Consider the following 12,552-nt stretch of genomic DNA (forward strand, 5'->3'; position numbering starts at 1 on the left):
AACCACTATCTACTGTTTTAAATACGTCAGGGGAGGACCCACTTTTTCAAAACCGTGTTCCTTCCTCATATTGTCTCTTTCTGCTTCTGACATATTTTTGGCGACGCCTTCACTGATCTTCTTAAAATACTCCTCCATTTTACCTGCCGGCTGATGGGCTATGATTACTTTTGCCTCCCCTTGTCCAACCTTTGCAAAGGTATGAGGCACCATTCGCGGGCCAAATACAAAATCGCCGGCTTTGGCATTGTATGTTTGGTCGCCTACTTTAATGAGAAACTCTCCCTGCAAAACATACCACCATTCATCCGTATCATAATGGGTATGAAGTATTGGACCACCTTCCTTTATTCGTGTTGATTCAAAAACGTACATACCTCCATCGGTATCTGCGGTGGATACTTTAGTATAAAAAATATCTCCATCAAAAGGAGAAATGCTTTTATTAAACCGGTCTTTTCCGGCATCCACCTTAAATCCTTTACCCCTGTCATATTTGTTTTTAGTTCCCGCGTAAACATTTTTTAATGAAAAGGAAAAGAGGGAACCAATTGCAAGGCTCAACCTTAAAAAAGAACTGCGTTTCATAAATCTTATATTAAAGTTTATAAAATCAAATCTTTATGTAAGGGCCGTCCGCAAACGACGCCTTTTGTTTTACTGGCAGCCGCAGGCCGCATGTAGCTGTTGCACGATCGTTTTCGGATCATCGGATAGTACATCCCGCTCCCAATTTCTCCATCCCATTTTATCGAGGATAAGGAACATGGCCAGACCTTCTTCCTGCGACCACTGGTTTCGTTTACGCCGCATCCCTTCCACAGCGGTGGCATAAGGAAGTTTCCCGCCAGACGGATGTTGCAGCCAGTATAAACCTGCAAACTGGCCCAATCCTTCCATCGTCAGGAAGATATCGTCCAGCTTCCGTAAAACCTCTCTGTCGCCTGTGAAATAACTGACCTGCCGTTGGTGCAACATCCGCAACGCATCGCAGGTCAGTTTTTTCGAGGTGCGCTTATCCGGATGGAATGCGGCCTGGTAGAACAGATCTGTTTCTTCTTTCCATCTTCCAACATACACACTGTCTTTTGAAAAAAGATGTTGCACGATGTCGTCTGAAAGGGGAGGATCATGGAAAGGATGTTTTTGCTCGATGGTAGTTACGGTTGCGCCCATCCCACGTTGTTGGCGGGTATGGGCGAATTCGTGGAGAAACACCGCCGTGATGAGCTTTTCGAGTCCGAGTTCCCTGCTCTCTACACCGGCGCTTTTCCAGAAGCGGGGCGTGGCCATCACAAAGAACGGATTTCCCGCCGAATCTGCCGCGGCAAAAGACATGAGGCCCAGCGGAACCGACTGGCCGTCGGGGATACGCAAGGTTCCGTTATGGGCGCCGGTATACCATTCTATCAACTTCCCGCTGGGGCCGGGGGCGGTGAAACGCTGGTCGGTTGCTGCGAGGGAAGCAGTAGCATAGTACAAAGAATCATCGTATAGGAAGATTGTCGGAATGGTAGCAGAAGAACCGAATTTGTTTTGGCAAACAAAATTCCAGGCTGAAAACCACGCCGGTACACCGTTCATGCCTGGTGGAATGGATTGTGCTTTTACCGTGTTACAAATAAGAAGCATCAGCATGAGAGCTGTGTTGCGCATAGACATATATTGTGAGATAAATATTTCCTGTAGTGTACCACGAATCGTTCGCTAATTTGATGGAGCACAGGGGATGAAGTTACGAAAATAAGTATAACTCATAAGATCACTAGTTGGCTGTCAAATGCTTTTAGCGGTGATTTCTGCGTTACTTTCCAGAAGGTAAGTATGTGCGCTTTCAAAGGGAAGAAGTGTAATTTGTATAAAATTTAAATGCTACACCATGTTAAACAGAAGATCCTTTCTAACGAACACTGGTATTTTTGGTGGCTTATTGCCGGCACAGTCATTTCTTCCATTTAATTTGATCTGCGCAAATGATCAGCCACTATTAACAAGGCCCTCATTAAGTAATTCTTATTGGTATATTGGTCATTTATTGTCTGTCCTGGTTAAGTCTGCAGACACAAATGGGCTTTTCTCTTTGTTGAAAATGACGGAGAAAAAGGGACTTGAACCCCCGCCGCACACGCATACAAAGGAAGATGAAACATTCATGTTGCTTAGCGGAGAGATCGAGTTTTCAGTAAATAATGAGATATATCATGCCGTTGCAGGCAACATCATGTTTTTACCGCGTAAGATCCAGCATTCTTTTAAAGTATTAACGGAGCAGTCTGAAGTGTTGATGCTATTGACCCCTGGTGGGTTTGAGCAATTCTTTATTGAGATGAGCGAACCTGCACCTGAAATGAAACAAGCGCCATTACCTTCCGGTCCGCCCGATATAGCCCGGCTGATAGCCGTGGCAGGGAAGTATGGAATAAAATTCCCGGAGAACAAAAGTGCTATTTAACGTTGATGTTATTATCTAAGGATGCCAGATTTTCCATAATCCCGGCAGGCGTCATAAACATTTTTTTATTTAATTTTTCATCTTGTAAATGGTCATATCCCCAAATGACAATTTGCTGAATAATTGGTAGGAGGCTAAGGCCAGTAGGAGACAAGCTGTATTGAGATCGGGGTGGAAATTCCGGGAATTTGTTTTTTCGGATGATATCTTTGCTGGTAAAATGCAATAGTTCATTCATTAAAACTTTGTCGGTAATACCTGGCAATAACTTTTTCAGATCGCAGCATCGCAAGGGTTTTTCCCTAAGGTTCCAGAGAATACCAATCCGCCATTTTCCTGCAAGGAATTGCAACGTGAATTGGACGGGGCATCCTTTATATAATTGTGATTCCATATGGTGGAAGATTTACAATCTTATTAAAGTTACAACCAAATAAGATATACACCAAGTTCACCTGAACGGCCTGATCCTGGCATTAAATGACCCGGCAACGGTATTTACAGCGCTGTCGTTAAAGAAATTCAGCTTACCCGGACAATGAGTTCTGATAGTTTTTGATACTTTTGTTATAAAGTAATCTCTAGGAAATTGCTACACGAAGAACCCGATTTTACATTATTTGAACGGTATTTGAAGAAACTGGCGCCGCTTACGGATGAGGAGTGGGGCCAGTTAAAGGAAATGCTTTCCATCAGGCGTTTTAAAAAGAAAGAAATATTCCAGGAAGCCGGTAAAAAGTGCAAGGTGGTGGGCTTTATTTTAGAGGGTTGTTTCCGGTCTGTAAAAATGCACGATGGCCAGGAACGAACATTTGATTTTGCCATCGAGAACGAGTTTATTACCGACTACCACAGTATTATTACGCAAACCATTTCCGCAGTAGACATCATCGCGGTGGAAGATACCGTGGTGGCCTGCGTTGATGCGACCAGGCTTCTTCAGCTGTTCGATTCAACATTTTCCTGGCAGAAAGTAGGCAGACACCTGGCTGAGTTGGTCGCCTGCTATTACCAGGAGCGACTGATTACATCTTATTATGAAGCGCCGAAAGCCCGTTATGAAAAGCTTATGGAGCAATCGCCTGAACTCTTCCTTCGTATCCCTCATCACGTGCTCGCCAATTACCTGGGAATGACCAAGGAAACATTGAGCCGGCTAAAAAATCCGTCCGCCTAGTTTTGTTGATTTGAATCAACGGTTTCCGGCATGGCTAAGTTTAGTTTTACCGGAAATTTTAAACTTATGGAGCAATCAAAAACGGTTGTTATCACCAGTGCCAATTGTGTTACCGCAGGTTTGCTTATCCCTAAGCTGAAAGCCGCAGGTTATTATACAGTGGGCCTTATCAGGAAGCAACAACAAATTGAAACAGACAAAGTTATTATTGATTGGATGAATTCAGACGAGGCGAAACGAGCTTTGGAAGATGCCGATTACATCGTTCACCTGTCCGGCGAAATCAATTCAAAGGAAGAAGCAATATACATCCAGTCAAATCTAACCACTACGCAAATTGTTGCGGCCGCAGCAAGAAAAGGGAAAGCCAAAAGAGTGATCTTCCTGAGTTATCCCGGGGCAGATGTTAAACAGAAAAACCTGTATTTGAAATATAAAGGGGAGGCGGAAAAATTGTTGACTAATGCAGGGAAGGAAGCTGTTATTTTTCGCTGCCCGGTCATCATTGATTCACCGGAAAAACCTTCCAGGATTGACACCCTGTTTAAGCCGAAAAATGGTAAAGGCGTACCGGTTATAGGCACCGGTAAACAACCCATGCATCCCGTTTACCGCGGGGATGTGGTAAATATTATTTTAGCGGCATTAGCCAGGGGCAAAGCGGGCATTTATGACCTTTCAGGGCATGAGGGGATGACAACAGATGAGTTTATTCAATTGGTGAATCAAAACCCAAAAGTCAGGATTGACCATACACCTGCCTGGCTGAGTAAAATCCTGGCCCGCTTTATTAAAGGGCTGTCACCCACTTTTGTTGATATTTTACTTAACCACACGGATAGTGTATATGACACGGATACTTATGGCGAATTTGGTACAACCCCGGTTTCGATAGTGGGGCTTTGGAGTAAGCAAAGCATGATTTGATATAAAATATTCTCAATTTCGTGTCACACTCACGAATCGGGCGGTGTCTTTATGTTTCAATAAATCATTTTTAAAGAGAACATTATGGCATTACGTATTTCGAAAGCTGAGTTGCCTGCGGGGCTCAGGGAAAACATGATCACACAGCTGGGCGCAGTGCCCGAGCCTGTTGAAGTGATGTGGCACCACCCCGGTGTGGCTGAGGCTAACCTGGAGTTAGGGCGCAGCGTGGGCGAATGGAAAGCGGTAGATGCAGGCCTTAAAACGTTTGCGCATATGGCTGTTGCCGCGCAGATCGGGTGCAGCTGGTGTCTGGACATCAACTATTTCATGGCGCTGAATCAGCAGCTGGACCCCGTTAAGGCGAGCCAAGTGCCGTGTTGGCGCGAGTCGGGCCTGTTTACGCCATTGGAGCGGGAGGTGCTCGAATACGCCGAGGCTATGACCAATACGCCTACGACCGTTAGTGATGAGTTGTCGGCGAGTTTGCTGAACCAGCTTGGCCCTGAAGCATTGGTGGAGCTTACGGCGTTTATTGGCTTTGCCAATCTGGCTTCCAGGGCCAATACGGCGCACGGCATTACGTCGCAGGGCTATGCCGCTGCCTGCGGGATTCCATTGGCTAAACATACCGGGAAAAAGTTATGACCCAGGACCCCTTCATCACACATCGAAGCTTGTTGTTCACGGTGGCTTATGAGATGCTCGGTATGGCGGCCGATGCGGAAGACGTTGTACAGGAGGCATGGCTGCGCTGGTCCGGGGCAGACCAATTGCAGGTGCAGGACCCGCGCGCTTACCTCGTCCGGATTGTTACGCGGCTGGCCCTTAATCATTTGAGGACGTTGTCGCGCCGCCGCGAGGAATACATCGGCGAATGGCTGCCGGAGCCGCTGCTGACAAGCGCCCATACCGACGAAGATCCTGAGCTTTCGCAGCGTGTTTCGATCGCTATGTTGATCGTGCTGGAAACGCTTGGTCCGACGGAGCGGGCGGTATTCGTGCTTCACGACGTTTTCGGCATGCCGCATGGAGAGATCGCTGAAGTAATTGGAAAGTCGGCGGCTGCGGTGAGACAGATCGCACATCGGGCGAGGCTGCATGTAGCAGCACGGCATTCGCGGGAGCAGGTGAGCAGGTCGGAACAGCAGGCCGTGGTAGAGCGCTTCCTGGCGGCATTGCAAACCGGGCAGTTGCAGCAGCTGATGGAGGTGTTGGCGCCGGATGTGGTCCTGATTGCAGATGGGGGAGGTCTGGTACCCGCGGCTCCGGCCCCGGTGCTTGGGGCCACATTGGTGGCAGGTTTGCTCGCGCAACCGAACCGGGTGGTCACCGCCAGGTGCGTGTGGCTCAATGGGGAGCCGGCGGCACGCATCGAGATCGATGGCGCTGTCGCCGCCGTAAGCTTTGTTGTGGAGAACGGGCGGATTATGCAGATCTATGCCATCGCAAACCCTGAGAAGCTAACGCGATTGGATAAACCGGTGGATCTTTCCAGGGGCTGACCAAAAAGTAAAAGATTGCTTTTGGGTCAGCGCTTATTTAAAATTCAGGTATCGGCGAGAGTGATAGAGAGAGTAACTACCATAGACGTACATCTTCCAAAGGACTCACATTGCTGTTACTTACCAGTTCAATTTCAGCAACGATACGCCTTGCCGGGGCAATGAAAATTGTATCGTTGTTATTTTATTTTTGACGATTATTTTTTCAGGCGCATTCAATTCCTGCAAGCCGCCTGCCTGTTCCAATATTTTAATTGCTGCGGCGCTAGGTTGCTGCGGAGATCCCATCTTTTTCCATACTTCATAGGCATTGCTATGTGTATCATCAATACGATAATGATGTACAGTTACTTGTTTTGACGGAATACCGGTTATTTTTACCGTAACCTGTTCCGTATTTCCTTTTACATCATCGTCGTGGTAATTCCATACTAACACCGCAGCCTCTTGTTTATCGGCACTGGCAAGGGCATTGATATCTGTATAAGATTTCCTGAAACCGGAGTCTATTGCTGTTTGTAAATCGTATCCGCGAGTGGACGAAACGGGTACCCTGTTGCCTTTCATCATCCCAAACATGCGGAACACATTCAACACGGGCTTGTCTACACCATTGGTGGCAAGATCGCGAAAACCATAGAACCAGGGCTGGTCTTCAAACTCGAATGACCAGGATACAGCGCCTTTGAAATTCACCTTATATTGATCGGCCAGCTGGTATTTCCGGGCAAAAGAAGCTGCGGTATAGCTGGAGTACAGGGTACCATTTCTATAAGCATTCTCCGGATTGGTTTGCATGCCGCAGGCGGCACAACCTTCAGGGTCTGATTCCCCGATAATGACGGGTAGATCCTTAAACTGCGGATAGGAACGGACGAATTTGAAACCGGCTTCTATATCGCGCAATTGCGTGCTCATATTCATACGCACATGCCCGTTTTCAATACGCGGACTGCCTTTGGCATGGAAAAGAATCGCATCTACAGGCGTGCCTGTTTTTCCTGTTACATAGTTGGTTTCGTACAGGCAATGTTTCGCAAAGGCATTGAGCCATTCCTGCGCATTTTTCCCGCCGGTGCCGGCGATGTTAATGCCGCCTATTTTAGCGGTGGGCAAAGCGCTTTTCACAGCCCATACCGTATAGTCGTACAGCTTAAAAAACTCCTCCCTGCCGGCTTTCCAGTAATACCCGTTCGGCTCATTCCATAATTCCCAATACCAGCTTTCTACTTCTTTTTTGCCATATCGTGCCACCGCATGTTTTACCCATTCCGATACCAGGTTTGCCCATTTGTTATAATCTTTTGGCGGATATGCCCAGCCTGTAACAATATCACCATAAGAAACCCCGGGCCTCCAGTAATGCCGGTAAGGTTGCGGATTTGTGGATAAGGCTTCAGGCATGAACCCAATTTGTGCGAGGGGTTTCATGCCCCTTTGAATGTAGGTATCAAAAATGCTGTCGATGATTTTCCAGTTGTAAACAGGGTTTCCGTTAGTATCTTCTGTATAAGCATTGGTGGAACCCCATTTTAATGCTGCAGTGCCATCGCCGGTGACCAGTAGATTGTGGCAACGGACATACACCGGAACGGGCGATAATGCCGCCAGCTCCGACAATAACTTCCGGCCGTCTTTCATGTAGGTATAGTTGGGCTCATCATAGCCAAACCAGGCCCACACCGGTTTCATAGGCGCGATGGATTTGCTTAAATCAACCGTAATGATAGCTGCATCGGGGTGCTCATTTTGCTTTTGTGCAAAAGTCCCGATGCTAAGAAGTAATAGGATGCTGATCAGCGTTAAGCGAACATTGTTTGGAGCCATTCGATAATCTTATTTTTCAACATATGAAAATAAGAATAAATAACTGTAAAAATGACATTTATTTCCCCGTTTGACTGTAGTTGCCTAATGACCGGTTATTCCAGCACTATCCCGAATGCGTTGGCCATTACTATTTGGTTGAAATATTCTGTATATTCAACTACTTTCCCATTTTCAAGTTTAAATGTTCCCAGATAGTCGTTTTCATATTTCCCCCCTTTTTTTATGGTGATTTCCCCCCTGAACTTTACAAAGAAAAAATTGGGGTCTTCTGTCGCAAAGATCTGCCGCGGGAATTTCATTTGTCCAAAATTGGCGGTCAAGCCACTATATTGTTGATAGATCGCTGCTGCGCCGTCAAAGCTTTTGGGGAAGCCATTTGGTGCATAGGGATTAAGTTGTTTGCCAGTGGCAGCAAAAACATCCTTTAGCAGGTCGAATTTTTGCGTTTCAAGCGCGATAAAAAAATTGTCTACCACTTTCCGGTTCTGTGCTGTTATAACTATTTTCTGCATTTTTTTTGTGGCTTTGGCAGGCAGCGTTGTATCACCGCTTTGTTTTTGAAAGTTGAATTTGTGCTCGGCGATAAGCCAGCTGCCCTTCGTTGATACAAGTTTTGTATCATAGGTGCCCTCAACAGTCCAGGTGGCGTCGTCGAGGAAATGATCTGCTTTGCCTGTATAGTGTACCGTAGCAGTGTTACCAGAAAGATCGACGACAAACCCGGATAATTGATGACTGGTTCTATTGAATCCCGGCAAAAACGCAGCCCATGCTGCTGAAATTTGTTGCGGCGTTAAAACATCGGGAGCGTTGCCGGTCATGGAGGAATAATCCAGTATAACCGTTTCATTCATGACGGTCTCCACTTTCTTCCAGCTTCTTTCATCTGCCCCGGCAAAAAGGGCCGTTACCTGTTCAATAATTTTAGTTTCCATCGACTTTGTATTTGATCTGCCTTGCGAAAATACCGGAAATGATAGTAATAATAATCCGGCAATTATTACTCTTTTCATTTAACCAAGGTGGTTTTTGAAAAATACATTAATGGCGGCAACAGATTCGCACACCTGCCTGGGATTATCATAAAAATCAAACTGCGTTCCCGTGGTCCAGTGCAGCACTTTGTCTTTGTGTGGAATGCCGGCAAAGAACTGTTTAGTATAATCAGGTAGTACGGCATGGTCTGAATGTATCATGAGCGTAGGCACCGGGATATTCGACGCTACGGGCATGGGGTTAAAATTGAGCCAATCTTCCCAACTCATTACAGCAAATTTATCTGCGCTCCATTGAGGAACCGCGCCACGCTCCGGGTCCAGGTAGTAGCTGAAGTCGCCATACATCGCCGCTGTTACGTCCGTGGCGCTAACACAGGGAACATAGTCTGCTACCCCGGTTTCCGCATATTTTTGTTTAGCTTCCCGTGCTTGCCTGATCTTTGATTGAACGCCCTCTTCACCGCCGTAATAGAGTTTAAGCGCCTCATGGTCATGCAGCCAGGCTGCAATGGTTGCAAAGGCTTTTATCCTGTTGTCCTGTGCGGCAACATTGGCCATATAACCGGAGCTGGCACAAATGCCTGCCAGAAAAATATTGGCGGTATCTACACCGTTCACGGTATGCAGATAGTTAATCGCATTTTTGAAGTCTGCAATCTTTGCAGTTGGATTTTCCCAAAACCTTGGATTACCTTCACTTTCACCAAAATAACGCAGATCAATTGCCAGGGTTATAAAACCATGCTTGGAAAGCGCTTCAGCATACAAACCACTCATTTGTTCTTTTACAGTTGTCCAGGAGCCGCCCACTAAAATGGTGGGGTATTTTTCATTTGCATTGAAGTTATCAGGGCTGTATAGGTGTCCGGACAGCAATGCGCCTTCGCTGAAGAATTGAATTTTTTGTTTCATTTTTATAAGTTGTTTTCTATTTGAATGAGTATCTGTATGAATACTCACTATTCAATTGTTACCTTAGTTCGATGATGTGCAGCGTTGACTGATAACATGCCCGGGCATAGGATTTCCGCAGGGCATGTTGAATAGGAAGCGATTGTTCATAAAAGTGGCTATGCCATTAATTCAACTCCCGATTGTTTAGTATTGTGATCAACCCAATAGGCCAGCAGGACGAACAGCCATTGAAATTGGGCCATCCAGGCCAATGCGCTTACACTGGTTGGCGCCGGTCCCCATAAATTGGAGAGTTGTACCAGGATAAATAATGCTATCAGTATGGCAAATAATATTTTGCCCAAAACATTTTTAAATTGAATGCTGCGGAGGTACAATAGGATGCCAAGGATAAATAGTATGGCTTCTATAATATTTTCCACCCAGGGTGCGCCCCAAAGTCCTAAACCAACATACATAGCCTGACCGGGTAATATGGGCAGATCTTTGAAGTGTACAATAAAATCCAGTGCCCAGTGGCTGAATACGGCTGCAGCCAGTATCAGGGCATTCCTGGCCTGTTTTTTAAGAAGAAAGTATACACCGCCGAACAAGAGCGACCAGCATAAGGCGCCTAAGAGGCTGTGGGTGTAAGGATAGCTTTTAAATTCCAGGATGCGGTTTCCACCAAGCTCGGGATGAATAACAACTGTTTCTACATGCAGCAGCAGCAAAGTTGGCCAAATAAGATCCAGTAACTGCACGGCGATAAACAAAGTTCCGAGGGATAGGGCAGGTGCTGTTTTTTTTAATCCCATGCCTAAGCCAAAATGTCCAATAAACATATATTGCTTTCGATTTTAGGCTCCAAATATCATCAGAAAGCAACATACCTTGCTTGACTTTTGTCAAGAACTTAATTTTTTTCGAATCCTGCTCAATGTTTCGGGTGTCATGCCCATCATGGAAGCCAGGTACTGCAACGGTACCTCGTTAAAAAGAGCGGGGTTGTAATTAAACAACCACTTGTATCGATCTTCTGCATTCATACTCAATAAAGAGAATACCCGTTGTTCCATGAAGATAAAACAGCGGGCAATAAATAGTTTTTCGAGCTGGTGCCATTTCGGAATACTTTTCTCCATAGCCATATAATTGGTACGACTGAGTGTAAAGCATTCGCAATCGGTTAACGCCTGTATATTACTGGGTGAAGCGTTATTAAACATTAATCCCGACAACTCCGTCACAAACCCGTCTTTACCTGAAATCCACTGGGTTACTTCCCGACCCTGGTCGTCTATGGTATAAAAACGCATTAAGCCCGACCGTAAAAAACTGAGGGAATTGCAGATCTTCCCGGTTTTTAAATAGAAAGTGCCTTTTTTGATTGTTTCCTGTTGAAAAAAAGAAGCGGCCATTTTAAGATCTGCTCCTGTAATATTCCAAAATGAAGAGATGTAAGACTCCAATTCATTCATAAAGAGAACTACTGATTTAAGAGTGCTCAAGATACTTATTTCGCCCTGAATCCACAATATCGCATTGTGTAAGCCGGGGGTAAGATGGCCGAACTCAAAGCATTTGTCGTCAGGATTCAGGGGACTTACCTATGGCATGCGAAGCGGCGCCTCCAAAAAGTGCTGCACTTTTTGGAGGCGCTTTATCCTGAAGCATCCTTATCTTTCTTAATTATACCGGCAGGTCATAACTGCGTAACTGACCGTCACCGGTCGTCAGCAACAGCTTTTCATGTACAATCATTACGTTGATAATATTGCTGCTGTAATCAAAGATGTAATCCGGGTTGTCAGTGGGATTACCATCCAGGTTATAGGCCGTAAATTCAATTCCTTCCGGCATTACCTCTGCCTTGCAGCGTAAATTTTTCCTGTCCAGCAGCAACAATCTTCCAAACTGGGACACCACCAGGATGTTATTATCATCTACAAAAAATACGCTGTAGTTGATATTATCCGGTTCCGCGGCAGGAAAGTCTTTACTACCGTCGAAAATTGCCGCCTGATCCTGCTCCGCTACCCTGGCAATTTCAGGGAAGGAGTAGATTTCCAGGGGGCCTTCGTAATGCGGCGCCATCACAAACTCTTTCCCGGATGGTGCAAAGTTGCCCATGATCACATCGTCGCATTGGGTAAGTTCCGTCAGGGAGATGACGTTATTGTTCAGTTGTAACTGCATCAGGATGGATTCCTCCTGACCAGCAGAGGCTTCCAGCAGGATAATGTCATTGTTTGGCGTAGCATGAAATGTATAAGCGTGTTGCTGGCTTTCCAGCAGGGGATAAGAGGTAATTACTTTAAAAGTAGCAGCATCCATCACCTGCAGCTCATCTATTTCATTTTCATCGCCGGGTAATACATACCAGATCGTTTTATTATTCCTGGCAAAATAACAGGCAGCACCCAGGAACCAGCCCCAGGAGCCATGTTCCACCGTATGCAATACCTTGGCTCCTTCGGCATCAAGAATGCGCATGTCAACCATACCCGCAATAGCAATCAGGCGGCCATCAGAGGAAGCAGACAGCTTGCTGCTTACATAATTCGCATTCTGTCCCTGCATGATTTTTTCCCATACAATTTCAAGGTTGGCATTGAGTTTTGTAATCAACGGCTGACTTGCAAAGTTCATCAGGATCTCTCCATTCGGCAATGGTACTACGTTTACCGGGTTAGCGGTGAATGTTAGTTTGCTCTTTAACGGCAGGTTTATATGTGGAAATTGACTCATATCTTTTGTTTAAACCGT

Annotated in this window: 14 protein-coding genes; 5 read left to right on the forward strand and 9 right to left on the reverse strand. The window is 45.8% G+C overall.

Annotated elements, in window-relative coordinates; translation table 11 throughout:
- Positions 1–9: 9 nt before the first annotated feature.
- Entirely contained in the window at positions 10–588 is a 579-nt protein-coding gene (locus tag KE626_RS13245) for a cupin domain-containing protein (RefSeq protein ID WP_211973380.1), read from the reverse strand.
- A gap of 69 nt (positions 589–657) precedes the next feature.
- A complete protein-coding gene (locus KE626_RS13250) occupies positions 658–1,656 on the reverse strand; it encodes a hypothetical protein (protein WP_211973381.1) in 999 nt (332 codons plus the stop codon).
- A gap of 223 nt (positions 1,657–1,879) precedes the next feature.
- Here KE626_RS13250 and KE626_RS13255 point away from each other — a divergent pair, with 223 nt between their 5' ends.
- Positions 1,880–2,452, forward strand: a complete 573-nt coding sequence (locus KE626_RS13255; protein ID WP_211973382.1) for a cupin domain-containing protein — start codon at positions 1,880–1,882, stop codon at positions 2,450–2,452.
- Here the strand turns inward: KE626_RS13255 and KE626_RS13260 are convergent.
- The gene (locus KE626_RS13260; protein ID WP_211973383.1) at positions 2,445–2,846 is read right to left on the reverse strand and encodes a winged helix-turn-helix transcriptional regulator; all 402 of its coding nucleotides are present in this window, start codon (positions 2,844–2,846) and stop codon (positions 2,445–2,447) included. The two genes, KE626_RS13255 and KE626_RS13260, sit on opposite strands and share 8 nt — an antisense overlap.
- 195 nt (positions 2,847–3,041) lie before the next feature.
- On the opposite strand from KE626_RS13260, the gene KE626_RS13265 reads away from it, so the two are divergent.
- The 4 genes from KE626_RS13265 (at position 3,042) to sigJ (ending at position 6,061) form a co-directional block, all read left to right on the forward strand.
- Complete coding sequence (locus KE626_RS13265; protein WP_211973384.1) at positions 3,042–3,629, forward strand: Crp/Fnr family transcriptional regulator; 588 nt, start codon at positions 3,042–3,044, stop codon at positions 3,627–3,629.
- 66 nt (positions 3,630–3,695) lie between these two features.
- Positions 3,696–4,556, forward strand: coding sequence for an NAD-dependent epimerase/dehydratase family protein (locus KE626_RS13270; protein WP_211973385.1), 861 nt, complete (start codon positions 3,696–3,698; stop codon positions 4,554–4,556).
- Between the two features lie 84 nt (positions 4,557–4,640).
- Positions 4,641–5,204 (forward strand): carboxymuconolactone decarboxylase family protein, encoded by a 564-nt coding sequence (locus KE626_RS13275; protein ID WP_211973386.1) that lies wholly within the window; start codon positions 4,641–4,643, stop codon positions 5,202–5,204.
- Positions 5,201–6,061: an RNA polymerase sigma factor SigJ gene (gene sigJ / locus KE626_RS13280; protein ID WP_211973387.1), complete on the forward strand. Its 861-nt coding sequence runs from the start codon at positions 5,201–5,203 to the stop codon at positions 6,059–6,061. The genes KE626_RS13275 and sigJ overlap by 4 nt, the downstream gene beginning before the upstream one ends.
- A gap of 120 nt (positions 6,062–6,181) precedes the next feature.
- Here the strand turns inward: sigJ and KE626_RS13285 are convergent, their stop codons facing one another.
- The 6 genes from KE626_RS13285 to KE626_RS13310 all read right to left on the reverse strand — a co-directional run bounded on the left by KE626_RS13285 (position 6,182) and on the right by KE626_RS13310 (position 12,534).
- Positions 6,182–7,888 carry a GH39 family glycosyl hydrolase gene (locus tag KE626_RS13285; RefSeq protein ID WP_211973388.1) on the reverse strand — a complete coding sequence of 569 codons (1,707 nt, stop codon included), beginning with the start codon at positions 7,886–7,888 and terminating at the stop codon, positions 6,182–6,184.
- 95 nt (positions 7,889–7,983) lie between these two features.
- Complete coding sequence (locus tag KE626_RS13290; RefSeq protein WP_211973389.1) at positions 7,984–8,826, reverse strand: nuclear transport factor 2 family protein; 843 nt, start codon at positions 8,824–8,826, stop codon at positions 7,984–7,986.
- 78 nt (positions 8,827–8,904) lie between these two features.
- Positions 8,905–9,801 carry an alpha/beta hydrolase gene (locus tag KE626_RS13295; RefSeq protein ID WP_211973390.1) on the reverse strand — a complete coding sequence of 299 codons (897 nt, stop codon included), beginning with the start codon at positions 9,799–9,801 and terminating at the stop codon, positions 8,905–8,907.
- Between the two features lie 158 nt (positions 9,802–9,959).
- Complete coding sequence (locus tag KE626_RS13300; protein WP_211973391.1) at positions 9,960–10,628, reverse strand: hypothetical protein; 669 nt, start codon at positions 10,626–10,628, stop codon at positions 9,960–9,962.
- Between the two features lie 63 nt (positions 10,629–10,691).
- On the reverse strand, positions 10,692–11,264 hold the full coding sequence (locus KE626_RS13305) for a Crp/Fnr family transcriptional regulator (RefSeq protein ID WP_211973392.1): 573 nt from the start codon (positions 11,262–11,264) through the stop codon (positions 10,692–10,694).
- Between the two features lie 211 nt (positions 11,265–11,475).
- Entirely contained in the window at positions 11,476–12,534 is a 1,059-nt protein-coding gene (locus KE626_RS13310; RefSeq protein ID WP_211973393.1) for a YncE family protein, read from the reverse strand.
- Between the last annotated feature and the right edge of the window lie 18 nt (positions 12,535–12,552).

The organism is Chitinophaga hostae, from assembly GCF_018224885.1.
In the GTDB taxonomy this organism is placed as follows: Bacteria; Bacteroidota; Bacteroidia; order Chitinophagales; family Chitinophagaceae; genus Chitinophaga; species Chitinophaga hostae.